Genomic DNA, 24,664 nt, shown 5'->3' on the forward strand with positions numbered 1-24,664 from the left:
TGCTCACAGACGGATGCTTCCTATCGTGTCGTACACCGGGCCCAGCACGGACAGCATGATCCACCCCAGCAGCAGCCCCAGGGTCACCGTCATGGCCGGTTCCATCATGGCTTGCGCACGGTCGGTCATTTCCCTGACTTCGCGGTCATAGAAATAGCTGACATTGCGCAGCGCACGGTCCAGCGCCCCGGTGGCTTCGCCGACCTTCAGCATGCGCACCACCAGCGGCGGGAAGATGCCGGTGTTCTGGAACGCCGCCGCCACGCTGGCGCCTTCGGCGATCTGTTGTTGTGCGCGCCGGAACCCTTCGGCTATGGCGCGGTTGCCGGCGATGCCTTCGGACAGCCGCAGGCATTCGAGCACGGGGATGCCGGCCGCATACATCAGCGCGAAATAAGTGGCGAAGCGCGCCAGGATGATCTTGTGCAGCACGGGGCCCAGCAGCCAAAGGCGCAGCAGCAAACCGTCCCAGCGCTTGCGCGCTGTGCCGCTGCGGCGCAGGCGCCAGCGCAGCAGCAGCCACGCCAGCACCGGCGCGGCCAGGATCACGTGCCACCAGCGGATGAAGATGCCGGAAACAAAAATCAGGGCGCGGGTATGCAGCGGCAGTTCATTGCCCATGTTGTGGATGAACGCGGTCAGTTGCGGCACCAGGTAAATCATCAGGAAAAACGTCACGGCCAGCACCACCACGCTGACGACGATGGGATAGGTGAGGATCTTGCGCGTGCGCGCCGCCAGTTCATCCTGCCACTTCAAGCTGTCGGCCAGGTTCTTGAAGACCTCGGTGATGCGGCCGCTTTGCTCGCCCGCATGCACCAGGCTGGTGAAGGTGCGGTCAAACACTTCCGGGTGCGCCTGCAGCGCCTCCGACAATTGGCGGCCCGCTTCGATCGATTCAATCAGCGACGTGATGATTTCCCGGAAGCGGGGATGCTGCTCCATGCTGTCGCGCAGGTCGCCCAGCCCTTCGAGGATCGGTACCCCGGCGCCGGTCATTTGCTCCATATGGAAGCAGAAATTGATCAGGTCGGCGCGGGTGACCTTGCGCCGTCCCAGCGCCAGCTTGCGGGTGCGGGTGACGGTGTAGTCGATCAGGTCCAGTCCCATGCGGCCCAGGCGCAGTTCGAGGTCCGGCACATTGGCCGCCTCCATATTGCCGGGCACCAGATCACCGGTGGCGTCCATGGCCTTATACAGGTAGTGCGGCATCACCGCAGCCTGTCAGTCAGGTCTGCCACGCGCGCGACTTCTTCCAGCGTGGTGACGCCGGCGAGGACGCGCCGCATGCCATCATCGACCAGCGAGCGGAAGCCGGCCTGCGCGGCGGCGGCGTGCATTTCCCGCGCGGACGCGCGGCGTCCCACCAGTTCATCGAGTTCGCTGTTCATTTTCAGCACTTCCATGATGGCCAGCCGTCCCTTGTAACCCTGGTGGGCGCAGCGCGGGCAGCCCACGGCACGGTAAATCATCGCGGGCGCGTCGCCCGGCGCCAGTCCCAGCAGGCGGCGTTCGATGTCGTCGGCGGCGCCGGGAGCGCGGCAGTGCGGGCACAGCTTGCGCACCAGGCGCTGGGCAATGATGCCGATGATGTTGCCGGCCATGACGTCCGGCACGATGCCGATATCGAGCAGCCGTGGCAGCGAACCGATGGCGGAATTGGTGTGCAGTGTGGAATACACCTGGTGCCCCGTCATGGCGGCGGCAAACGCCATTTCCGCGGTTTCACGGTCGCGGATTTCACCGACCAGGATGATGTCCGGGTCTTGCCGCATCATGGAACGGATGCCGTCGGCAAAGCCGATGCGCGCCGCATCGTTGACCGAGGTTTGGCGGATCATGTTCATCGGATACTCGACCGGATCTTCCAGGGTCATGATGTTGACGCTCTCGGTATTGATGTGGTTGAGGATCGAGTACAAGGTGGTGGTCTTGCCGCTGCCGGTCGGGCCGGTAACGAGGATCACGCCATGCGGCCGCGCGATCATCAGTTTCAACAAGGTCAGTTCGGCGTCATCGAGGCCCAGGCCGTCGAGCGGCACGATGCCCTGCTGCCGGTCCAGCACGCGCAGCACGATGTTTTCGCCGTGGGTGGTGGGCTGGCTCGATGCGCGGAAGTCGATCTGGCGGCCGGAAAAGCGGATCGATATGCGGCCATCCTGCGGCGCGCGGGTTTCCGCGATGTTCATGTCGCTGACGACTTTCAGGCGCACCGCCATTGCGGGCCAGTACGATTTATGCAGGCTGCGGATCTGGCGCAGGATACCGTCGATGCGGTAGCGGATCCGCAAAAAGCCCTGTTCCGGCTCGAAGTGGATATCGGACGCGCCGTTTTGCACGGCGTCCGCCAGCAGCGCATCGATCAGCCGTACCATCGGATGGCTGTATTCATCGGTATCCGCCTTCATGCTGGCGTAATTGACTTCACCGGTTTCAATTTCATGCAGGATGCCATCGATCGACAGTTCAAAACCATAATACTGGTCGATGGCGCGGCTGATATCGGATTCATTGACCAGCATCGGCGTGATGCGGATGCCGTGCACCAGCATGGCCTGGATCTGGTCCAGCGCCACGATATTGCTGGTGTCGGCCATGGCCAGCACCAGGTTGTCCTGGTCGCGCTGATACACGATCGGGAATACCCGGTAGCGCTTGGCGACGTCTTTGGGTATCAGTTTCAGCGCCACCGCATCGACCACGAGGCTGGTCAGGTCGGCGGCCGGGGTTTGCAGTTTTTCACTGAGCGCTTCGCGCATCGTGGCTTCCGTCACGAAGCCCAGTGCAATCAGCATGCGCCCGAGCGGTTCGCCGCCGCGTTTTTGCTCGATCAACGCAATGCGCAACTGGTCTTCGCTGATGACGCCCTGGCGCACCAGTAATTTTCCCAGCGGGATGGCGGGCGCGCCGCCCGGTTGATGCAAGGCGTTCATGGCTGGCGTCCGCCGCCGTTGCCATTGGCGCTGCCGCTGTCGGGTGGCGGGGGCGGCGTGAATGCCGCGGCGGGGCTTGGCGGTATGCCGGCAGCCGGCAGCGCGGGTGAGGCCGCCGCCGGGGTGGCGGTCGATCCCGGCGCGGGCTGTGTGCCGGTGTGGGTCCCGCTTTGCGTACCGGCATGCGTACCGGTTAGCGCCGCATTTTGCGCGCCTGGCGGCGTGCCGGTCGGCGTCCCCGGCGGCGCCGCCAGCTGGTCGGCGCGGCGGCGCGCGGCGGTGCGGTCAAAGGCGGCGGGGCTGGTGCGCGACAAATCCAGCGCGCGCTGGTAATAGGTCAGCGCCAGCTTGCGCTGGCTGAGGCGGTCCAGGCCCACGGCCAGGTTGAACGCATAGTCGGCGTTGTCGGGAACGGAGGAATAAGCGCGGAAATACGCTTGTTGCGCATCGGGCCAGCGGCCCTGCTGGGCATACAGGTTGCCCAGCGCGAATTCCAGCGGACCGGCGCCCGGGTCGCGCCGCAACAAGTCTTTCAGGCGCAGTTCACTTTGACCCGGGTCGCCCGGACGCAACGCCAGCAAGCCAGCCTGTGCATCGGCGTCATTCGGGTTCAGTTCCAGCAGGCGCTGGTAGCCCGAGGTCGCCGCGGCGACATCGTTGCGGCGGGCGGCAATGGCGGAGTTGCCCAGCAGCGCGTCGCGGTTGTTCGGGTCCTGGCGCAGCGCGCTGGCGTAGTGCTGGGCCGCGGCCGTGTAATTGCCGGCCATGAATGCCTGGTAGCCGTCTTGCAGCGCGGCGTTGATGCGCTGGGGCGCGACGCCGCGCGCCACGTGGATGTCGCTGGCGGACGCGGCGCCGCCGGGCGGGGTGATGGTGTAGGCCGGGTTGGACGTATTGGTCGTATTGGTCGTATTGGACGGATTGGCCGAATTCGCAGCATGGGCCGGGTTGGACGGACTGCCCGCCGCCGATTGGCGGGAGCCGGCGGGCGGCTCACCGGACGCAGCGGCTTGCGGCGCGGTTTGGGACTGCTGTTGCAGCGCGCGCTGCAAGTCGTCGTCGGACGGCATGCGGCTGCCGCCGTGCGGACGGGCGGTGGCCGTGGCGCGCGCGGAGGGCAAGCCGGTATTGCCGGCTACCGGCTGCAACGTCTCCGGTGCGGCCGGCGGCAGCACCGATGCGCCGGACGCCATCGTCTCCGCATGGTCGGCGGCGTCCAGGGGCTGGCCGTCCGGCTGGACCGATGCCGGCGCCACCACGGCCACCGGCGCCGGACCGGCCGGTGCGCCGGGGGGCGGCATCGGCACCGGCGGCAGGCTGGCGCCGGGGCCGGGCGAGGTTAGCGCGTACCAGTACACCCCGGCCAATGTGCCGGCCACCAGCGCCAGTGCGCCGCCGAGCATCGCGAGCCGGACCCGCGCGGGATCGCGGCGCGGCTGGTCTTGCTGGGCCGCTGCCTGTGCCGCCGCGCGGGCGCGGGCGGCCGTGCCTTTGGCTCGGCTGGTGTCAGCGGGCTGTTGATTGGCGGCGCCGTGTGCCGGGTTGGCGGCGGCACCTGCACCAACGCCAGCACCGGCACCAACGCCAACACCAACACCAGTACCAGCACCAACGCCAGCACCAGCACCAGCACCTGCACCAGCGGCGCGGGCGCCAATTCCCGCGCCGCTGCCGCCGACAGCATCAGAGCTGGCGCCATCACCGGCATCCGCATCGGTCCGGCCGCCGGTGCCGGGATCAAGGCGGGAAAGGGGGGCCGCCGCGTGGCTTGCCCTGCCGTCATCCGGTATCCGGGCGCCGTGCTGCCGCGCCGCCGGACTATCCGGATGCGGTGAATACGCCACGGTGCCCGCGCTGGCATAGGCATCGAGCGCCTCCTGCGATTCCAGCGCGGGTCCGGCGCCATGCGCCGCCGCTTCCGCCGCCTCCGCTGTGGCCACGGTGGCCACGGTGGCCTCAAATTCCAGCATGGGGGCGATGGGCTCGGTGCTGAGCGCGGGCGCGATATCGTCCGCCAGCGACGCTTCGCTGACGAATGGCGGCTCCGGCAACAACGCCGGAGGCACATCCTGCAGTGTCAGTTCCTGCAACCCGGACTGCGCCCCCGGCGGCTGCGTGACGGGCGGGCGGGCGGCGACGTCGCCATGCCGGCGCGATTGCCGAGGCGTCGGATCATGCGGCGCCGGGATGGCCGGTTCCAGCGCGGGCGTCTGTTCATCGACGCTGCCAGCCGGTTCCGTGGCGCGCGCTTCCGCCGCTTCGAGCGGTTCCAGTGAAAATGCCGGTGCATCGGGTGCGGGCGGCACGCGGCCGGCAATGATGTCGTCCGGCGTCAGCGCCAGGATCCGGTCAAACGCTTCGGAAGGCAGGGCGGCTTCGTCCTCATCGGGCAGCGCATCCTGCTTGTTGCGTTCGGCCTTTTTCAGCGCCTGCATCAGCAAACTCATAGCCCCCTCCGCGCGGTATCCCCATAGGGCGCGTCGGGCCCCGCCGCGGTTTCCGGCAACAGGTAGCGGTAGTCGCGGAAGTCGCCCGTCATGCTGGCATCCTTGACCACCACCGGCCGCATGAAGATCACCAGTTCGGTTTTCACGGCATTTTCATTGCGATACGAAAACATATTGCCGACCACCGGCAGGGCACTCAGCAGTGGAACGCCATCCTTGTTGTTGTCGACGGAATCCTGCATCAGGCCGCCCATGACCGCCACCTGACCACTGTGGACCTTCATGACCGATTCCAGTTCGCGCGCCTGGATCACGGGCACCCGCGACACCACATTGCCGGCGGCCAGCGCGGGATTCGGGTCTTGCACATAGCCGACGATACGGGTGATGGTGGGGCGCACGTTGAGCGTGACTTCGTCGCTGTCGGCGATTTGCGGCGTGACGCTCATGACAAAGCCGACCGGCACCGTCTGCAGGCTGGATTCATAGGTGGCGGGCGCCGTCACCGTGCCGCTGGCATTGAGGACGGCCGGGGTCACCTTGATGGTGAAAAAAACGTTGTTATCGACGACTTTCAGCATGGCGGTCTGGTTGTTCAGGACGCTGATCTTCGGGCTCGACAGCACCTTTACCTTGCCGAACGATTCGAGCAACTGGATGGTGGTGGCGAAGTTGCCCGGATTGACGTAATTAAGGAGGAACATGCCGGGCGACGTATTGGGCAACACTCCCGTTGGCAACGGTTCGGTGCCGATCCTGCCCTGCGTGATATTCAGGCGGCTGCCCAGGCGCGACCAGTTGATGCCTTGCTGGTACTGGTCGCCCAGCCGCACTTCGATGATGGTGGCTTCGATCAGCACTTGCCGTTTCACGCTGGCCAGCACCAGGTCCAGGAATTCCTGGATTTTCTCGTGCTGGCGCGCGGTGGCGCGCACGGCAATCAGGCCGCCCTCGGCGTTGACGACGATCGACGGATCGTAGCGGTTGCGGTTGCGGCCGGTTGGCAGCGGTTGACTGGCCAGCGCCGTGTCCTGGTATGCCGGCGGCGGCGCCATCGGCAGGGCGGCGCCGCCCGGGAACGCGGTCTGTCCGGGCTGCTGCGGGGTGTTTTGAGGATACGATTGCGGATTTTGCGGCTGCGGTGGAACCGTTGCGGCCAGCGGGTCTTGTGGCGTGTCGGCCAGGGTGGAGGCGCGCAGCATGTCGCGGATGTTTTTTTCGATGCTGTACCAGAAGTTATTGTCCGAACGGTTGCTCACCGACGTGGTGGAATTGTTGTTGCCGGACCCCATGCCCTGGGACTGGCCTTGCGCGCCCGCCGGTTGCGCGGCGGCGGCCGCCACCGGGTTGCTGGTATTGGCATTGGCGCCGCCGCCGGTGGTGGAAATCTGGGTGGCGATGTTGACGCTGCTGCTGGTGCTGCGCGCGATATTGACGTAATCGATCTTGTAATTGCGCCACTCCGGCGAATCCGGCTGCACGAACAGCGTGCGGCCGGAAATTTCATAGCGCATATCCACCTGGCGCGCGATGCGGTGTAGCAGTTGGGGCAGGGTCTGGTCCAGCGCATTGAGCGTGACGCTGCCTTCGATGCCAGGGTGGATATCAATATTCAGGCCGGCGTCGCGCGCCAGCGCAAACAGCAACGATTGCACCCCGACTTTGTGCACGGTGACACTGTAGGTTTCCACCTTGGGCGTGGGACGCGGGGGCGGCAATTGCGCGCTCTGGCGAACGGGTTCCGGAATGGCGCCCGAGGCGGGCGCCTCGCCGCCGATATGCGCGGACGACAGCGGGAACTGTGGTGCGGCACACCCGGCCAGCAGCGCACATGCCACCGGGATCAAGGGTGCGGCAAATTGTTTCTTCATGGCGGCGCCCCAGCTGGCAAGCTCAAGAAATGTTGTGTTTATGAAATTATTCGCTCATCATCTATTAAAAATGGCAACAGTGGCGCACGATTACTTTTTAACATTGTTTTTGTGAAATATTCGTGCGCTGGCGCGGCACTCCGCCGGCCGGTGGCGGGGAGCTATGCCGGTCGTGGCGTTTTTTTGAGGGGATGGGTGAACAGCCGGGATGTCACCAGGCTGGCATAAAGTGCACGCAGCATGGGCGGACGATAGCGCTCGAACACGGTGCGCAAGGTGGCGACGTCGGCGTTGCACGACGCGTCGTCGCCGTCCGGCGCAATGCGGTAGCGCCCGTCGCGCTCCTGCGGTACCCAGACAATGTATGGCCGCGCATGGAATTGGAACACGATCCTGACATCCCCGGCGGGCCTGCGCTGGTAGATGTCGGAGACGCCGTCCGTGGCAGCCAGCAGGCGGGCCATGGCCTCGGCGGTGATATAAGGATGCTCGATTTCAAAGGCCCTGATTTGGGCGCTGTTCGCGGTCAGAACTGGAAATGTGTTCATCGGTGTGCCCCTTTCGTTGTAGACATGCGAAGGACATAGACTCGACAACGTATTGCGCAAACCATCGGGGTTTGCGAGTGGGGATAGCGTAGCGGATTCCGTTATTGCAGAGCGCGCGGCTGAGCTTGTCCCGCGCGCGCCACGGCGGCGCGGATGTCGCCGACTTTGCGGATTTTCGGCGCATAGGACCAGCGGCCTTTCAATGCCGCCATGGCTTTGCGGGCCTGCTGTTCAGAGGTGAAGCTGCCGTAAGCAATGCCGATGCGGTGTTCGCCTTTGTTCAGCGTGGGATAGGCGTGCACCTCGCCCAGTCCGATGGCGCCGCGTATCTCGGTGAGGAAGGCTTCGGCGCGTGCCGCTTCGCCGGCGGGGATGTCTTCGATCTTGATGCTGTAGTGGCTGTCGGCCTCGTCGCGCAGCCAGGTCTTGCTTGCCTTTAGGGTTTGTTGCAGCAGGGGCGCGGTGGCGGGCTGCTTATCGGTGACGGGCTTGATTGCTGCTGGTGCGGGTGTCGCGGCAAGTGATGCGGCGGCAGGGGCGGGATGGTTGGCGGACAGGCCGGCTGCATAGGCTGCGGTCACAGCGCTTGCAGGTGCTGCTTGTTGTGGACTTGTCGTTACCGTCGCTGCGGTACTTGCAGGTGCCGGCGCCGGTGCAACGCCAGCGGCAACAGCGGACGCATTGGCGGAGGGGCCATTTGATGGACTCGTGGTGACCGCCGCGGGCGCGGCCGATTTGATGACGCCCGTATGCATCGGTAACGATGCGGCGGTGGCGCGCGGCGGCGCCTGCTGCAACACGAAGGCCGCGCCAACGCCCAGCGCCGCCGCCACACCGATCGCGCCCAGCACCACCGGACGGACTTTGCCGCGTGGTTTCAACGCGGGCAAATGGCCCCGGATCGCGGCCTGCACGTGGCGCGTCGTCACCGAGACCGCGCCTTCGCTGGCCGCCGCCGCCAGGGCCTGGTCGGCGAGGTGGATCACGCGCCGCAAGTCGCCTTTGGCATGGGTCGCCAACTGGTGCGCCGCATCGGACGCGAATATGTCCAGGCCTTCATAGCCGGCGGCGCGCAGCCGATGCGCCAGCAGGGCCGGCACTTCGTCGCTTGCCAGGTGCGGCATGACAAAGCTCAGCGTGATGCGCTCGCGGAACTGGCGCATGGCGGCTTGCTTGAGACTGTTGTTCAGCGCGTGCTGGCCCAGCAGGACGATTTGCAGCAGCTTGCCGTTGGCGTCATCGAGGTTGGTCAGCAGGCGGATTTCTTCCAGCGCGTCGGCGGGCAGCAAGTCGGCGTGGTCGGCCATCAGCACGGCATGGCGGCCGCCGGCGCGCATGGCCGTCAAAAGGCTTTGCAACTCGCGCAAGACTTCATCGCTGCGCTTGCCGTCGGGGTTCAGTCCCAAGGCCAGCGCGGTGGCGTGGATGACGCCGAGCGGTCCGAGGCTGGCTGGCTCCATGTGGATGATGACCGCCTGGCCGGTCAACTGCCGCGCCAGTGCATGGCACAGCATGGTCATGCCGCTGCCCGCATCGCCGGTGATCTTGACGATGCCATCGCCATGTGTGACCGCGTAAGCCAGCGCCCCCAGCAATTCGGTGCGCGCGCCTTGCGTGTAAAACAGGGTGGCGTCCGGCGGGGCGTCAAACGGGGCGCTGTTCAGGCGGAAGTGGTCGAGGTAGTCGGGCGTTTCCATACTCAATGCACGCTGGCCATGAAGGCTTGTTCGAGGGTGGCGGCGCCATAGTGGCGGCGGCATTCGTCCGGCGTGCCGATGAATTGCAAGGCGCCGTCATGCAGGATGGCCAACCGGTCGCACAGCGCATCGACATCGGCCAGCGCATGCGAGGTCAGGAAAATCGTGCGGCCCTGCGCACGCAACTGTTGCAGCAGGCGCTTGAACAGCACGTGGGCCTTGGGATCGAGGCCGCTGCACGGCTCGTCCAAAATGATAAGTTGCTTATCGGAAATCAATACGGCGGCCAGCCCCAGCTTTTGCGTCATGCCTTTCGAATAATCGCGCACCCGCCGGGTCAGTGCGGCGGCATCGAGATCCAGTGCCGCCAGGGTCTCCGACGCGCGGCCGGCATGGTAGCGCTGGCCCTGCAACTGCAGCACATAGGTGAGAAATTCCGCGCCGGTCAGAAACGGCGGCGGTTCAAAGCGTTCAGGCAGGAAGGCCAGCGGGGCGCGGGCGCGGCTGTCACGGCTGTCGACGCCGAACAGGGTGATGTCGCCGTGGTCCGGTGCGCAGAAATCCAGCAGGCAGCGCAGCAGCGTGGTTTTCCCGGCGCCGTTGACACCCACCAGGCCAAACAGTTCGCCGGGCCGCACCTCCAGCGACACGCCGCGCAGCACCTCGCGCCCGCCGTTGCGCTTGGCGACGCGGGTAAAACAGAGGGCGGATGGGCGGTCGGTGGACAAGATCAATACACAAGGCGGCAACAATGGCCACCACTGTAGCAAATATCGGACTGCCTCGGCCAGTATGGGCAACTATATTCGGAGAAGTGATGCCTTCTGGCATACAATGGCCGCGTCGAAATGTGTAGTAATTGTGTGCGGTCAATACGGAGATATGGTTTATGGCTAGGCCGGAAAAAGTCCGATTAGGCGAAATCCTGGTGCAGCAAAAGCTGCTGACGGAGGAGCAGCTGGGGCTGGCGCTGGCCGAACAAAAGCGCAGCGGCCGCAAACTGGGCCGGGTCTTTATTGACAGCGGCTTCGTGACGGAAGAACAGATTTCCGGCGCGCTGGCGCGCCAGCTGAACATCCCGTACATCAACCTCAAGTTCTACAACATCAATCCGGAACTGGTGCGCCTGTTGCCGGAAACGCAGGCGCGCCGCTTCCGCGCGATCGTGCTGGAAGACCGGCGCGGCTCGCTGCTGGTCGGCATTTCGGACCCGACCGACCTGTTCGCTTACGATGAAATCGCCCGCCTGGTCAAGCAGAATATCGAGCTGGCGGTGGTCAATGAGACCGAAGTGCTGGGCGTTATCGACCGCACCTACCGCCGCACGGAAGACATTTCCGACCTGGCGCGCGAGCTGGAGCAAGACCTGGGCGACGTCTCGGTCGACTTCGGCGCGCTGGCCGCCAACCCGGGGCTGGAAGAAGCCCCGATCGTCAAGCTGCTGCAATCGGTGTTTGACGATGCGACCCAGGTGCGGGCCTCGGACATCCACATCGAGCCGCAGGAAACCCGGCTGCAAATCCGCTTCCGTATCGACGGCGTGCTGCACCTGCAAACCGAAGCCGATATCAAGATTGCGCCCGCGCTGGCGCTGCGTTTAAAACTGATGTCGGACCTCGATATTTCGGAAAAGCGCTTGCCGCAAGACGGCCGCTTCGTGGTGCGGGTGAAAAACCAGCGGATCGACGTCCGTATTTCCACCATGCCGACCCAGTATGGCGAATCGGTGGTCATGCGTTTGCTGAACCAGAGTAATACGAATTTGAAGCTGGACGCGATCGGCATGCCGCGCAGCCTGGTGGAGCGCTTCCGCGCCATCGTGCAGCGTCCGAACGGCCTGGTGCTGGTGACGGGGCCGACCGGTTCCGGCAAGACCACGACCTTATACAGCGCGCTGGCGGAGTTGAATTCCGTAGAAAAGAAACTTATTACCGTGGAAGACCCGGTCGAATACCGGCTGCCCGGCATCAACCAGGTGCAGGTCAACGACAAGATCGACCTGAATTTTGCACGCGTGCTGCGCGCCGCGCTGCGGCAAGACCCGGACATCGTGCTGGTGGGCGAGATGCGGGACCAGGAAACCGCGCAGATTGGCTTGCGCGCCGCCATGACCGGTCACTTGGTGCTGTCGACACTGCACACCAACGATGCGGCCAGCACGCCGCTGCGCTTGATGGACATGGGCGTGCCGCGCTACATGGTGGGCAGCGCGCTGCAGGCGGTGCTGGCGCAGCGCCTGGTGCGGGTGATTTGCGAGAGCTGCAACACGCCCTACACGCCGACGCCGACGGAAAGCGAATGGCTGAAGCTGGAGCTGAAAGATAAAGTCAACATGGCCCGCTACTTCCATGGCAAGGGCTGTTCGCATTGCAATGGCATGGGGTACCGGGGCCGTACCGGTGTCTATGAATTGCTGGAAGTGACGCAGGCGGTGGTCGATGCGTCGAACGATCCCGATCCGAACCATTTCCTGAAAGTCGCGAATGCCGCCATGCGCGGCGAAACCCTGCGCCGCCATGCGGTCCACCTGGTGATCCAGGGCCGCACCACGATTTCGGAAGCAATGCGCATCAGTAACCAGATCGAGGAATAAGCCGGTGCCGTTTTATGCCTACAAAGGCCGCAGCAGCGGCGGGGAATTGATGCAGGGCGTGCTGGAGGCGGCCGATGAAAACGCGGTCGCCACGCAGCTGATCGGTTCCGGGGTGACGCCGGTGTCGATCACGGCGACCAAGGCGGCCAAAGCCGCCGCCACGGGCGGCAGCGAAGACTGGGTGGCCAGGCTCACGGAAAAGAAACCCACGTCGATGGACGTGCAACTGTTCAGCCGCCAGTTGTATACGCTGCTGAAGTCCGGCGTGCCGATCATGAAGGGGCTGGCGGGCTTGCAGGAGTCGGCCATCAGCAAGTCGTTTGGCCGGGTGATCGCGGACTTGCGCGAATCGCTCGACGCGGGCCGTGAATTGTCCGCCGCGATGACCAAGCATCCAACCGTGTTCGACAATTTTTACTTGTCGATGGTGCGGGTGGGGGAAATGACGGGCCGCCTTGATGAAGTCATGCTGCGCCTGTTCGATCATTTGGAATTCGAACGGGAAATGAAGAACCGCGTGAAAAGCGCGACCCGGTATCCGACGTTTGTGATTATTGCCATGGTGCTGGCGATGGTCGTCGTCAATATGTTTGTGATTCCCCAATTCGTTAAAGTATTTGAAAGTTTTAAGGCGGAATTGCCGCTGATGACGCGCATCCTGATTGCCAGTTCGAAATTCACAACGGATTACTGGTACATGTTGCTCATGGGTTCAGTTGCCGGGTTTTTCAGTTTTAAATCGTGGACGAAAACCACGGCTGGCTTGCTGAAATGGGATCGCTACAAACTGAAATTTCCCATTGCCGGAAAGATCATTCATAAGGCTACGATGGCGCGCTTTGCCCGCAGCTTTGCGCTGTCCAGCAAGAGCGGCGTGCCGATCGTGCATGCGCTGACGGTGGTGTCGCAGACCGTCGACAACGCCCATTTGAGCAAGCAGATTGAAACCATGCGCGATAGCGTGGAGCGGGGCGACAGCATTTTGCGCACTTCCGTGGCGGCGGGCATCTTTACGCCGATCGTGCTGCAAATGATTGCCGTGGGCGAGGAGTCCGGTTCGCTCGATGACTTGATGGATGAGATCGCGGCGATGTACGAACGCGAAGTTGATTATGAATTGAAAACCCTGTCGGCGCAGATTGAACCGATCATGATCACTTTCCTGGGGGCGATGGTGCTGGTGCTGGCGCTGGGCATCTTCCTGCCGATCTGGAACCTGGGTAAAGCGGCCATGCACTGATGAAAAAATGTAAAACGCGTGTGGTTCGTACGCCACAAAGGCGGCAGGCTGGCATTACGCTGCTGGAAGTGATCATTGTGATCATTATTTTCAGTGTGCTGCTGGGAACCATACTTGAAAGCATTTATTACTATCAAGGCCAGGCGGAGCAGGCGGCGGTGCAGCGGCTGGTGGTCAATATGCGGACAGCCTTAAACGGCAAGCACTATCAGGCGATCGCGCAGGGACGCAAACTCGATACGCGCGCGCTGTTGCTGGAAAATCCCATGACTTGGTTGCAATCCCCGCCGGACAATTATCGAGGTGAAATTGCCAACTCGACAAAAGAAATACTTGCGCCCGGTTGCTGGTATTTTGACGTTTTGGAACATAAACTTGTATATATGTTCAGCAGTAAAAAAAGTTTTCTTGGGGACTCATTTGAACGCTGGAATTTCAAGGTAAAATTCAACCGCTTGCCCACGAACAACGCCAAGCAGGTTGAAACGTCCCAGGCTGAACCGGGCGTCACCTTGGTCCAAGTTGACTCAGGATAAATGTTTCACACATACTTGCATCCTGCTCGTCACACATACCCTTTCTGACACCTCGGAGATTTAACAAATGCAAATGAAACAAACGGGTTCGCTGCGTCGTACTGCTCAAGCCGGCTTTACCCTGATTGAACTGATCGTTGTGATCGTGATTTTGGGCATTCTGGCGGCGACGGCGTTGCCGAAGTTTGCGGATATGGGGGCAGATGCTCGTTTCGGCAAGCTTCAAGCCGCCAAGGGCGCGGCGATTAGCGCTTTGAATATGTATCATGGTCGTTGGCTGGCGGCAGGTTCGCCTACTGCTGGAGCAACCACTTTCGATAACGGCGTGATTGTCAACACTGCTGGATGGATCACTGCAGCGACCCTTGCAAACGCCATGGATTTGCCGGATTTTAGCGTAAGCGAGTCCAGCGGCACCACGACCATACAAGTCGATTCCACGCATACGAGTTGCAAATTCACCTATACGCCAAGCACCACATCTACGGTAATTTCGTCCAGTTTGATTGCAGGCTTCCCCGCTACCGGCGCGTCTTGCTAAGAACGATGATTAGCTGATTTGTGCGCCCGCTGGCAGTGGGTGCACTTCAGCTTGGTTAGTCCGTCTTCATTTAGGTGTCTTCAAAAATAGCGGTTTTACCATGTGCCGCTATTTCGCATCATTCTTCACCTCAGCAAGGCGTCTGCACTCCCGTTGTGCACAGTGTTACTACCCGTCGCCGTTCCACATACCCTGGTTTGACTGCAGCCGTATCGTCCGGGCAGCTAGCCGCATTGCACGCGGTGGCTGTGATTGTATAGATATTGATGATCCGGACGGTTGTGCCGTTTGACTGTAAGCCTTCGTTCAACTGCCTGACACTGCATTGAACCGTTACGGCAAAACCACCACTTGAAGTTCTCAGATCGTTGGTCGCTGTGCCTGTGCATGCGCCATTTTGCAGCGCCTGGAAAAGCCCCCATTCCGTGCCAGCCCGTGCGGCCTGCAAGGCATAGGCTTGCATGGCATCTTCTGCGGAGTTGATCTGCTGGGTATCGGACAATCGGGCGGCTGTAATGCCAATAGTGGCCAATACCACCAGCAATACCACGGCGGCAATATAGGCGAAACCGTTGGAATGTCTGCGGATGGATTTCATGGCGCGTTATCAGTATGCGTACCAACGACAATTTGCACCGATTGGTTGTCTTGCGTAAGCCTTAAGTTCAATTGCATATAGCCGGTATTCAAGCCACTGGATGAGGCATTCGGGTCATATGTGAAGGTGCACGATTGCAGCTTGGTCGCAACCACCGGTGTAGTGGCGATCGGAACTGGGCAGGCATTGGCGACACTGAAACCATAACCGCTGAACCGATACAGCGTGCCTTTTCCATCGCCGTTTGCATCGACATCACCATCCGCACCGGCGCAGACATAAAACACGGCTTGTTGTGCTGCGGGAACGATAACGAAACGTGCATTGTCATAGCCGGTCTCCACTTTTAACGCATTGACGCTCAGGCGATAAAGACCAATATTATTCGCGGCAGGCAAGGTGGCAACGCCGGTGATGGCGGTGCGCGACGGGCTATTATTCGTTTGGTACACATCTGTAGTCACTTGATTATTGATGACGACAAAATCACCTACTGCGGGGACGGCTCCGGTGGGCGATAGGGCAAGCACGTCAAATTGGTTCGTGGTGGTTAGGGTGTTGACCCATTGAGTAGGATTCCCGGCGTTGGCACTATCGAAGGCCGTATCCGGTGCTGTCCGGTAGCGGCCTCCAGCGGAAGTGGGCACCAGTTCGAAACAGGTGCTGGCCGGTGCGTTTATGGAGTTCGGGACGGCAGAGCGGATATCGCGAGTCATCGTGCGCACCGCAGTATCGGCCAAGTCTGTCAAGTTGGCTCGTCGATTAACATCCAGGTAACTCCTGATTGCAGGGACAAAGTAAATCGTCATGGTTCCCGCCAGGACGCCAATGATGACCATCACAACGATCAGCTCGACCAAGGTGAAACCCTGGGAGCGCTTCATATAGACACTCCCTTGGCGTAATTGGCGCGCCAGCCGGTTAGTTTGAACGAATTGTCGCCCCGTTTGGTCGTCACGGTGATGACGTAGGCATCGGCGGCGCCGATGCCCAGCGTGTTAGTGGTGTCGGTCGCGACGGTTACGGTAATGGTCATGCCTGCCAGGTCGGCAACCGCATCGCCGGTGACCAGGCAAATCATGCCTGGGTTGTATCCGTTGTAGTCGAGCACATCATTAAAGGTATTGCGAGCGCAACCAGCCGACGCATCGTTCGCGGACGGAGCAAACGGTTGGCGCTGGATTTCATCCATCATGCCTTCCGCCACTACCCGCAATTGTTTCTGCACAATAGGGTCGGCGCTGGCGATGGCCGTCACGTTAAATAACTGAAGTACCCCCGCCACGGCAATGCCGATGATGACCATGGCAATAATCAATTCCACCAGTGTGGTGCCAGTCTGATGTCTACTCCACATAGCCTGTCGCCCCCTGGATGGCAATCGTCGTCATTCCTGTAACGGCGATGGACGCGGACGTTGTCGTCGCGCCGGCGCCATCGCTGGTAATGGTGCCGGCCGGCTGGAAATACAGGGTGCTGGCCGTCGCAGTAACGGCGCTGTCCTTGCTGGCATAGCTGGTGCTGCCATCCGGCAATGTCAAAGCGGTATTGCACGCGCTGGAGTTGCTTGCCGATGCGATGAACAGACTGACGGAATTGGCCGTCACCGTGGCGCATACCAGCCGGCGGTGGCTGACGGAGGTCTTTTGCGCATAGCGCAGTGCACTGACCAATTCCGCCCGGAAGGCTGGCGCTGCCATTTCATTGCCTGTCAGTCGCGGCAATGCGACGGCGGAAATAACACCCAACACGATCATCACCGTGATCAGTTCCACCATCGTGAATCCACTGACGCGGCGAGTCAATTGAACACCTCCCGCACGTGAACGACACCCTTGGTTTCCTGCGACTGTGTGCCGAAGTTGGCCCGTGCAGCCGGGTCATAGGTATACACGCCTGTGCCACAACCCTGGTACGAGCGCAGGCCCAGCATGTCGGCGCCGGTGAGGCCGGTGGCAGTCGTGATGCACGAATTGTTGACCTTTTCGGTCGCGGCGGTATTGGCGTTATTCCCAAGGTGGACCGTCACATTGGCATACCCTTTTTTCTTGTTACTGCTTGCCACGGAAATGGTCCCTTTGCCCGCCACCAGCGTGACATCCGACGTGGACCCGGCGGATGCGGTGAAGTCGCCGCCACTCGGGAATCCAATCGACGCCGCCGTTATCTTCGTGGTCGAATCATCGCCATTCACCACCCAAACCGAGCCTGTCCAGTACTCCGCCTGCACCGGCATTTGCAGCGACGTCAGCGAGCTGCCGTAGACATTGAACAGCCGCAGGCGTCCATAGCGCGCCGTTATGTTGGCTTCGTACGGTGAACCGATGCCGATGGACGAGGCCGGGGATGTGCCGCTGTTTTCCACGGCGCGCAGGTAAAACGATTGCGGCCCCCGCTTGGTGCCATTGACGCCTCCCGTTACGGCCGGGAAGGTGTAGGTGGGCGTGGCGATCGCGTAGCCGCCGGCGCTGGTGCCGAAGCTGGCGGCTGGAACGATGGCGGAAGCAGGCACTGTGCTCCCGACCGTCAGGGTGCCAACCGAGTTCGCAATCGGAATGGCGGACAGCGCGATGTCGGTTGCGTATTCGGACGTGTAATTCTGTGTGACGTTGTTGCTGGAGTTTTTTGCCGTGACCCGGATTTGGAACGGCACGCCGGAATAGATGAACTTGGTTGTGGTGGGTTCCAGCGTGGTCACCAGGCGGGCAGGGCGGAAGGTGCCGAAACTGCCCGAACAGCCGGTGCCGGCAACCGTGTCGGTGGTGCCCGTGACGCCAAAGCCGGAGCCCAGGTCCATATAGGTGCTGGGCGTGGTGTAGTCGCTGCCGACCATGATGGCGGTGGCGTCCACTTTGCCCACTTCACTGTACTTCAAGCCGCTCACCGTACCGACACCGTTCGTGAATGGCTGCACGTAAATCAGGCCGTTGCTGTTGAGGTTGCCGCTGAAGGCGCCGGCAGCGGGGCCACCGCATTGCGTGAAGGTCAGGGACGCGATATGTGTGCTGGCAAAGTTCGGGGTCACGGCGCCCGACGCGTTGACGGCGGATACGGTCGCGCTGAAGGAGGTATCGGCTTTCAAGGTCGACGGGCTGGGGGTGGCGATGGCGAACCGGGTTGGGGCCGCGACAAAGAAATCATTGCCCAGGATGGTGCCGGTATTGGCGCCGGTATAGCTGGCATTGAGCTTGACCTTGCCGGCGTCCGGATAGTTGACATAGAGCGTGGACACGCCGCTGGTGAAGTGCAGGTTCAGTTTGCCGGTGCTGCCATCGCATTTGAATGTCTGGCTCAGCGGGGTGAGGGCCTTGCCGATGCTGGCGGCCAGGGTGCCCGTCGAAGGGGAGGAGTAATTGCATGTGAAGTCCACATCCACGTCGGAGTCCGGCAACGTGGCCTGGCACGCGGCGGTGCTGTTGGTGGCGTCTTTTTTAACGGCTTTAATGGAGACGGTTTGCGTATTGCCGGCCAGGTGGTCCGGGACGTCGAAAACAAAGCCGGAATCGGCAAACGCGTAATTGCAATTGCTCGCGGTGCCATTCCAGCAGGTATCGCCGTTCTGCGGCGCGCTCGGCCAGTCGGCGGTGCTGAAGGTGACCGTTTGAGCTGTGGTGATGGACACTTTCTTGGTGATGGAACTGGTGCCGGCCGGGATGGAGAACGGTACCGTCGCCACGACGGTACTACCGGCTTTCGCCAGCAGGTTGCCGCTGATGCCGTTGGTATTGGCCGTGCAGGTGCCGCTGGTGTCGGTGGTGCTGCAGGCGTTGATGGTGACGTCCGCGGGGACGCAGGTGACGCCGGTTCCGCCATGGTCCAGCCGTAAGTGGTGCACGCCGCAACTGGTCACGCTCATTGCGCACGTATTGCCGCCGCCACTGCTGTCCCAGCACGTGCCCTGGTTCGAGGTCACCCTGCTCAGGCCATTGAAGCTCAGATAGGCGGTTTGCGCGGACGTGATCGTGGGCAGCACTTCGGTAACGGTATGGTTGCCGGCGCTGATGGCGAACGTTTTGCTGGCCAGTGTGATGTCCGTCTCGGAATCGGCATCCAGTGTGCCGGAGATGCCGCCGGTATAGGGCGTACAGCTGCCATTGCTGTCGGCGCCGGCGCATGCCGTGATGGTGACGGACTTGCCGGCGCACGTGCTGGCGCTGCCGTTGTACGTGACCCGCACGTGGTGCAGCGACGCCGTACCGCCGGTGCAGGTAATGCTGGATTTGGTGCCGCCGACGATGCAGGAACCATTGATGACGACGTTCTTTGCGCCGGTTAGGTTGCCACTGACGATCAGGTTGCCGTTGACGGTCGTGTCCTTGGCGAAGGTGACGCTGCTGCTGGACGTGATGTTGCCATCGATGCGGGCATTCTTGGCAAACGAGACGGCGCCGCTGGCCGTGATGTTCATGTCGATGTCCGTGTCTTTTTGCATCGACACCGCATTATCCACCGACAAGGCAAACGTCTTGCCATTGTTGATGGTGGTGAGGTTTTTCTGGGACGTGAAACTGCCCCCTTTGACCCACATGGTGACATCGGCCGTCAGGTTGAGGTCGGTATCTTTATCGAGATTGATCGTGCCACATTCGTAGGTGCCGCTTTTCAGCGTGCAATTGAATGGTGCGGACGTCAGGGCGGACGGGATGTTGTAGAGGGTGCCGGCATAGCTGCCGGGCGTGGTCAGCAAGCCGCTCAGCGCGGTTAGCGACAACAGCAGCGCCCGCATGGTCGTCAACAGGCGGCCAGGGCCGGACTCGACCTGCAAGGATTGATTCATGGGCTGGACAAAACGGGCGAACGGTGGATGCATGCATCAGATCATGCTGGGGAGGAATATGTCAAGTTGGCATACTGAATCGTGCCTGCCCCGTGTGAAAAACCGTCGTTACCACAGGGGTTTGTATCGTCGTGGACAAAAAACGATGGCTTTTTCCTGTCTATTCGCGAATTTGCTCCTGAAAAACACTGATTCTTGAATATAATCAAGCGACTGCGCGTCTTTGCGCATCTTTTGTATGACGTGCAGTTATCAACGAGACATGGTGCATGGGTTTTTGGACAAAAACTAAAAAGAAAGATGGCTGGCTGGCTGTTGCGCTGTATGCGGACGGTGTGCTGGCTGCCGTGGTCCAGCGCCGCCGCGATGCGAAACCCGCCGTTCTGGCGGCCCTGTTTTATCCCGGTGAAAAACAGCTCGCGGGCCCGATCCTGGCGCGGGTGCACAAGGATATGCAGACCGACCAGTACCACTGTTCCAGCCTGCTCGGCTTGGGCGAATACCAGTTGCTGATGATCGAAGCGCCGAACGTGCCGGCGGACGAATTGAAGACCGCGGTGACGTGGCGCTTGAAGGATATGATCGATTTCCCGGTCGCGGAAGCCACCGTCGATGTGGTGCACATTCCGCCCGCGAAAAATGCGCCGGCCCACAACAAGCAAGTGTTTGCGGTGGCGGCGCGCAATTCCACCATCGAGCCTCACCAGAACTTGTTCTCCGCGGGGAAAGTACGCCTGTCCGCGATCGATATCCCGGAAATGGCCCAGCGCAATATCTCGGCCATGCTGGAGCCGGAAGGGCGGGGCGTCGCCGTGCTGTCGTTCGATCTCGACGGCGGTCTGCTGACGGTCTCGTTTGGCGGCGAACTGTATCTGGCGCGCCGGATGGACGTCACGCTGACCCAGTTGCTGGGTGATGACGACGATAAGAAGCAGCAGCACTATGACCGCATCACACTGGAATTGCAGCGGTCGCTGGACCACTTCGAGCGCCAGTTCCATTTTGTCGCGGTGTCCAAGCTGGTGCTGGCGCCGACCGGCGGCAGCAACCTGTTCAGCTATTTGAAGAGCAACCTGTACCTGCCGGTCGAGATGCTGGACCTCGACGCCGTGCTCGACCTCGAGAAAGTGCCGGAACTGAAAGATCCGGCGCAGCAAGCGCGCTATTTCATGACACTGGGCGCGGCATTGCGTGAGGAGGGCGCCGCGTGAGCCAGCAAATCAACCTGTTTAACCCGCGCTTCCGCAAGAAGGTCAACTATGTGACCCTGAATGCGCTGGCCGCGCTGGCCATCGTCACCCTGATGGGCGCGCTGGCGTTTGCCATGATGGTCAAACAGCGGGTGGCGTTTTTGCAGGCCGAGGCGGCCAAAGTGCAGCGCCAGATGGACCAGGTGGAGCGGCAGCAGAAAGAGTCGGGCAACAAGGCGCCGGCGCAAAAGAATCCGCAAGTGGCGGAATTGCTGGCGCAGGCGGAATACGATCAGCGCGCCCTGCAGGAAGTATCGGCCATCCTGGAAAAAGGCGAGCTGGGCAATACGCGCGGCTATTCCGCCTACTTCAGCGCTTTTGCCCGCTCGCGCGTCCAGGGACTGTGGCTGACCGGGGTGCAAATCGTTGGCGCGGGCAATGAAATCGGCTTGCAGGGCCGTACCTTGCAGGCGGGGCTGTTGCCCGGCTACCTGAACGGGCTGGCGCGCGAACCTGTCTTGAAAGGTAAAGCGTTCGGCCAGCTGGAAATGAACCAGGGCGGCCAGCCGGCGCCGGCAGTCGGCGCGGCGCCTGTCGCACCGGCCGCATCTGGCGGCGCACCGGCCGCGCCGGTCTTTGTGGAGTTCAGTTTGCAGGCGCATCAGACCCGTGGCGCACCCGGCACGGCGGAGGCGAAATGAAACAGCGCTGGAAACAATGGTCGGCGAAATTCGACGCGATCAGCATGCGCGAGCGCTTGATGGTGGGCGGCGCGGTGCTGGCCGGGATCGTGTTCGTCATTAATACGCTGATGATCGAGCCGGCGCTGGCGCGTGAAAAAGCATTGCAGCGCCAGATCATGGAGCAGCGCACCGCCATCGGCACGCTGAGCCTGGAAGTGGTGCAGCGCGAATTGGCGGCGGCGACCGACCCGGACAAGGATGCCAAGCAGCGCCTGGCGCAGCTGACGCAGGACAACCAGCGCATGCGCGAAACGCTGCGGACCATGCAAAAAGGCTTGGTGGCGCCGGAACGGATGGGCGCCTTGCTGCAGCAATTGCTGGGCAACAGCCGCTTGCGGCTGGTATCGCTGAAAACATTGCCGGCGCGTGGCATGAGCGATGGCAAATTTGCCGAACCGGAACCGGTGGCGGCCGCCGCGCCGGCGGCGCAAGGCATGTCGCTGGTGCAGCAAATGACGCCGCAGCCCGCCAATCCCGCGCCGCAGGCGGGCCAGCCTGCCGGACAGGCAACGGCCGCGGCCAAGCCGGTCGTCAAGGAAGAACTGTTGTACCGCCACGGCGTGCAAATCGTGGTGGAAGGCAGCTACCTGGATATGGTGGCGTACATGCAGGCGCTGGAAGCCATGCCGGAACAGCTGTTCTGGGGCAAGGCCACCTTGAACGCCCAGCAATACCCGAAAGCCACGTTGTCGCTGACTTTATATACGCTGAGCCTGGATCAGAAATGGATAGCTTTGTGATGCGAGTGCCACACTTGATGAGCCTTGTCCTGGCCGCCTCGCTGGCTGCCGGTGGCGCGTGGGCGCAATCGCTGGGCGATCCGACGCAACCGCCCGCCGTCTTGTCGGCCCCGGCCGGCGTTGTGGTCGCGGATCCGTCAGAGCCCGCGCCGCTGCAATTGCAATCGATCCTGGTCTCGCGCGAAGCGGGCGGGCGCCGGGTTGCCGTCATCAATGGCGAAGTGGTGCGCACCGGCGCTAAAATCGGCGATGCGGTGGTGGACAGTGTCGGCGAAAACACCGTGGTGCTGCGCCGTGGTAAACATAAAGAAACCCTGCGCCTGTTCCCCGCCAACGCCGGCAAGGCGGCGGGAAAATAAACAATGCGAAACGATACGAACATGCAAAAACTGACGATGGCCGCCTGCGCGCTGGGCACCCTGCTGGCGCTGGCCGGTTGCCAGGCGCCTTCCACGCGCGACACGTATGACGCGATCGGCAAGGAAATGCGCAACGCCACCGCCAAGGCGCCCGCCACCGCTGCGCCGGACGCGGTGGAAGCGGCGCTGCTGCCGCCGTTGCCCACGCTGGCGTCACAATTGCCGAAAGCGCGTCCGGTGCTCGACGAGCGCTTCAATGTCTCGTTCAACAATGTGCCGGTCCAGCAATTCTTCAATTCCATCGTGGCGGGCACCCGCTACAACATGCTGATCCACCCGGAAGTCACCGGCAACATCACGGCGCACCTGAAGGATGTGACGTTGCTGGAAGCGCTCGACGCGATCCGCGAATTGTATGGTTATGACTACAAGGTCGAAGGGACGCGCATTTACATCCGTCCGCTGACGATGCAGACCCGCATGTTCAAGGTCAATTACCTAACCGCGACCCGCAAGGGCTCGTCGAACGTGCGCGTGTCGTCCACGTCAGTGGGCTCGGTTGGCGCGCAAACGTCCGGTGGCGGCAGCACTGGTGGCGGCGGGGGGCAGAACCAGCCGCAGCAACAGAATAATCAACCCGGCCAGCAGGGTCAGCAAGGCCAGCAGGGAATGGACGCCAGCAATGTCACGACGTCGATGGAGTCGGACTTCTGGAAAGATTTGAAAGCCGCGCTGGAAGCGCTGGTGGGCGGGCAGGGCGAGGGGCGCAGTGTGGTGATCTCGCCGCAATCGGGCGTGATCGTGGTGCGCGCCATGCCGGACCAGTTGCGCTCGGTGGACCAGTACCTGAAAGCCACCCGCCTGGCGGTGGAGCGGCAAGTGATCCTGGAAGCGAAAATCCTCGAAGTGCAATTGAACACGGGCTTCCAGACCGGCATCAACTGGGCCTCGTTCGCGTCGTTCAAGACCGGTCATGACAACCGCGCGTCCGCCGGCTTCCTGGCGCCGGGCACGTCGCTGGCGCCACTGCCGTTCGCCGGCGGCCAGCCGCCCACCATGACCAGCGGCGGCGGGGCGGGTATTGCCGCCAGCACCGGCTTTAATATTGCCAATGCGGCGGCCAATGCCGGTTCGCTGTTTGGCCTGGCGTTCCAGACCAGTAATTTCGCCGCCATGATTTCGTTCCTGGAGTCGCAAGGCTCGGTGCACGTGCTGTCCAGCCCGCGCATTACCGCCATCAACAACCAGAAAGCCGTGCTGAAGATCGGCACCGACGAATTCTATGTGACGGGGGTGTCCACCACCACCAACAACTCGGCGTCCGGCAACACCACCAGCCCGAACGTGACCCTGCAACCATTCTTTTCCGGCGTGGTGCTGGACGTGACACCGCAAATCGATGATGAAGGCGGCATCATGCTGCACGTGCACCCGTCGGTCAGCCAGGTCACCACCGTCAACAAGACCGTCAACCTGGGCAGCGCCGGCTCGCTGAACCTGCCGCTGGCGGCGTCCAGCACGTCGGAAATGGACAGCATGGTGCGTGGCCAGGATGGCCAGATCGTGGCCATTGGCGGCCTGATGCGCCAATCCACCACGAATGACGCGTCGCAGGTGCCGGGAGCGGACCGGGTACCGGTGCTGGGCAACCTGTTCCGCAACACCGACCAGCAAACCCAAAAGCGCGAACTGGTGGTGCTGATCAAGCCGACCATCGTCGATGGCCCGGGCGCCTGGAGCCAGGATGCGGAAGATGCGGCGCGCCGCATCGAGCAGCTGGCGCCGGGGCGCACGCGCAATGGCGCCGGCAATGGCAACGGCGCCCGCAACTAACAGGCAATAGGCTGCACT

21 protein-coding genes are annotated in these 24,664 nt (G+C 62.2%); 9 read left to right on the forward strand and 12 right to left on the reverse strand.

Annotated features, from left to right (window positions below):
- Positions 1–3: 3 nt before the first annotated feature.
- From AC1RRC_RS01275 to AC1RRC_RS01305, 7 genes are all read right to left on the reverse strand, one after another.
- Complete coding sequence (locus AC1RRC_RS01275) at positions 4–1,212, reverse strand: type II secretion system F family protein (RefSeq protein ID WP_493053430.1); 1,209 nt, start codon at positions 1,210–1,212, stop codon at positions 4–6.
- Positions 1,212–2,933: a GspE/PulE family protein gene (locus AC1RRC_RS01280; protein WP_493053431.1), complete on the reverse strand. Its 1,722-nt coding sequence runs from the start codon at positions 2,931–2,933 to the stop codon at positions 1,212–1,214. The genes AC1RRC_RS01275 and AC1RRC_RS01280 overlap by 1 nt, the downstream gene beginning before the upstream one ends.
- Positions 2,930–5,380 (reverse strand): tetratricopeptide repeat protein, encoded by a 2,451-nt coding sequence (locus AC1RRC_RS01285; protein WP_493053432.1) that lies wholly within the window; start codon positions 5,378–5,380, stop codon positions 2,930–2,932. The genes AC1RRC_RS01280 and AC1RRC_RS01285 overlap by 4 nt, the downstream gene beginning before the upstream one ends.
- Complete coding sequence (locus tag AC1RRC_RS01290; protein WP_493053433.1) at positions 5,377–7,251, reverse strand: secretin GspD/PilQ domain-containing protein; 1,875 nt, start codon at positions 7,249–7,251, stop codon at positions 5,377–5,379. The genes AC1RRC_RS01285 and AC1RRC_RS01290 overlap by 4 nt, the downstream gene beginning before the upstream one ends.
- Positions 7,252–7,412: 161 nt before the next feature.
- Positions 7,413–7,799 carry a hypothetical protein gene (locus AC1RRC_RS01295; RefSeq protein WP_493053434.1) on the reverse strand — a complete coding sequence of 129 codons (387 nt, stop codon included), beginning with the start codon at positions 7,797–7,799 and terminating at the stop codon, positions 7,413–7,415.
- Positions 7,800–7,900: 101 nt separating this feature from the next.
- Positions 7,901–9,496 carry an AAA family ATPase gene (locus AC1RRC_RS01300; RefSeq protein ID WP_493053435.1) on the reverse strand — a complete coding sequence of 532 codons (1,596 nt, stop codon included), beginning with the start codon at positions 9,494–9,496 and terminating at the stop codon, positions 7,901–7,903.
- A 2-nt stretch (positions 9,497–9,498) separates the two neighbouring features.
- The gene (locus AC1RRC_RS01305; protein ID WP_493053436.1) at positions 9,499–10,224 is read right to left on the reverse strand and encodes an ABC transporter ATP-binding protein; all 726 of its coding nucleotides are present in this window, start codon (positions 10,222–10,224) and stop codon (positions 9,499–9,501) included.
- Between the two features lie 161 nt (positions 10,225–10,385).
- On the opposite strand from AC1RRC_RS01305, the gene AC1RRC_RS01310 reads away from it, so the two are divergent.
- The 4 genes from AC1RRC_RS01310 (at position 10,386) to AC1RRC_RS01325 (ending at position 14,406) form a co-directional block, all read left to right on the forward strand.
- On the forward strand, positions 10,386–12,089 hold the full coding sequence (locus tag AC1RRC_RS01310; protein ID WP_493053437.1) for a GspE/PulE family protein: 1,704 nt from the start codon (positions 10,386–10,388) through the stop codon (positions 12,087–12,089).
- A 4-nt stretch (positions 12,090–12,093) separates the two neighbouring features.
- Positions 12,094–13,329: a type II secretion system F family protein gene (locus tag AC1RRC_RS01315; protein ID WP_493053438.1), complete on the forward strand. Its 1,236-nt coding sequence runs from the start codon at positions 12,094–12,096 to the stop codon at positions 13,327–13,329.
- Positions 13,329–13,865: a prepilin-type N-terminal cleavage/methylation domain-containing protein gene (locus AC1RRC_RS01320; RefSeq protein ID WP_493053439.1), complete on the forward strand. Its 537-nt coding sequence runs from the start codon at positions 13,329–13,331 to the stop codon at positions 13,863–13,865. The genes AC1RRC_RS01315 and AC1RRC_RS01320 overlap by 1 nt, the downstream gene beginning before the upstream one ends.
- Positions 13,866–13,932: 67 nt before the next feature.
- On the forward strand, positions 13,933–14,406 hold the full coding sequence (locus tag AC1RRC_RS01325) for a type II secretion system protein (protein WP_493053440.1): 474 nt from the start codon (positions 13,933–13,935) through the stop codon (positions 14,404–14,406).
- Between the two features lie 130 nt (positions 14,407–14,536).
- Here AC1RRC_RS01325 and AC1RRC_RS01330 read toward each other — a convergent pair whose 3' ends face one another.
- From AC1RRC_RS01330 to AC1RRC_RS01350, 5 genes are read right to left on the reverse strand one after another with little or no spacing between them, the layout of a single operon-like run.
- Positions 14,537–15,004 carry an MSHA biogenesis protein MshP gene (locus AC1RRC_RS01330; RefSeq protein ID WP_493053441.1) on the reverse strand — a complete coding sequence of 156 codons (468 nt, stop codon included), beginning with the start codon at positions 15,002–15,004 and terminating at the stop codon, positions 14,537–14,539.
- Positions 15,001–15,888, reverse strand: a complete 888-nt coding sequence (locus AC1RRC_RS01335) for a type II secretion system protein (RefSeq protein WP_493053442.1) — start codon at positions 15,886–15,888, stop codon at positions 15,001–15,003. Before AC1RRC_RS01335 ends, AC1RRC_RS01330 begins: the two co-directional genes overlap by 4 nt.
- The gene (locus AC1RRC_RS01340; RefSeq protein WP_493053443.1) at positions 15,885–16,361 is read right to left on the reverse strand and encodes a prepilin-type N-terminal cleavage/methylation domain-containing protein; all 477 of its coding nucleotides are present in this window, start codon (positions 16,359–16,361) and stop codon (positions 15,885–15,887) included. The genes AC1RRC_RS01335 and AC1RRC_RS01340 overlap by 4 nt, the downstream gene beginning before the upstream one ends.
- Complete coding sequence (locus AC1RRC_RS01345; protein ID WP_493053444.1) at positions 16,351–16,809, reverse strand: prepilin-type N-terminal cleavage/methylation domain-containing protein; 459 nt, start codon at positions 16,807–16,809, stop codon at positions 16,351–16,353. The genes AC1RRC_RS01340 and AC1RRC_RS01345 overlap by 11 nt, the downstream gene beginning before the upstream one ends.
- The gene (locus tag AC1RRC_RS01350; protein WP_493053445.1) at positions 16,806–19,781 is read right to left on the reverse strand and encodes a DUF6701 domain-containing protein; all 2,976 of its coding nucleotides are present in this window, start codon (positions 19,779–19,781) and stop codon (positions 16,806–16,808) included. Before AC1RRC_RS01350 ends, AC1RRC_RS01345 begins: the two co-directional genes overlap by 4 nt.
- Positions 19,782–20,050: 269 nt before the next feature.
- On the opposite strand from AC1RRC_RS01350, the gene pilM reads away from it, so the two are divergent.
- From pilM to mshL, 5 genes are read left to right on the forward strand one after another with little or no spacing between them, the layout of a single operon-like run.
- Positions 20,051–20,992 (forward strand): pilus assembly protein PilM, encoded by a 942-nt coding sequence (gene pilM / locus AC1RRC_RS01355; RefSeq protein ID WP_493053446.1) that lies wholly within the window; start codon positions 20,051–20,053, stop codon positions 20,990–20,992.
- The gene (locus AC1RRC_RS01360) at positions 20,989–21,672 is read left to right on the forward strand and encodes an MSHA biogenesis protein MshA (RefSeq protein ID WP_493053447.1); all 684 of its coding nucleotides are present in this window, start codon (positions 20,989–20,991) and stop codon (positions 21,670–21,672) included. Before pilM ends, AC1RRC_RS01360 begins: the two co-directional genes overlap by 4 nt.
- Positions 21,669–22,454, forward strand: coding sequence for a type II secretion system protein M (locus tag AC1RRC_RS01365; protein ID WP_493053448.1), 786 nt, complete (start codon positions 21,669–21,671; stop codon positions 22,452–22,454). Before AC1RRC_RS01360 ends, AC1RRC_RS01365 begins: the two co-directional genes overlap by 4 nt.
- Before the next feature lie 17 nt (positions 22,455–22,471).
- Entirely contained in the window at positions 22,472–22,813 is a 342-nt protein-coding gene (locus tag AC1RRC_RS01370; RefSeq protein WP_493053449.1) for an MSHA biogenesis protein MshK, read from the forward strand.
- 21 nt (positions 22,814–22,834) lie between these two features.
- Positions 22,835–24,646, forward strand: coding sequence for a pilus (MSHA type) biogenesis protein MshL (gene mshL, locus AC1RRC_RS01375; RefSeq protein WP_493053450.1), 1,812 nt, complete (start codon positions 22,835–22,837; stop codon positions 24,644–24,646).
- The last annotated feature ends 18 nt before the right edge of the window (positions 24,647–24,664 follow it).

The organism is Pseudoduganella sp. GW821-FHT12E03, assembly GCF_058807115.1.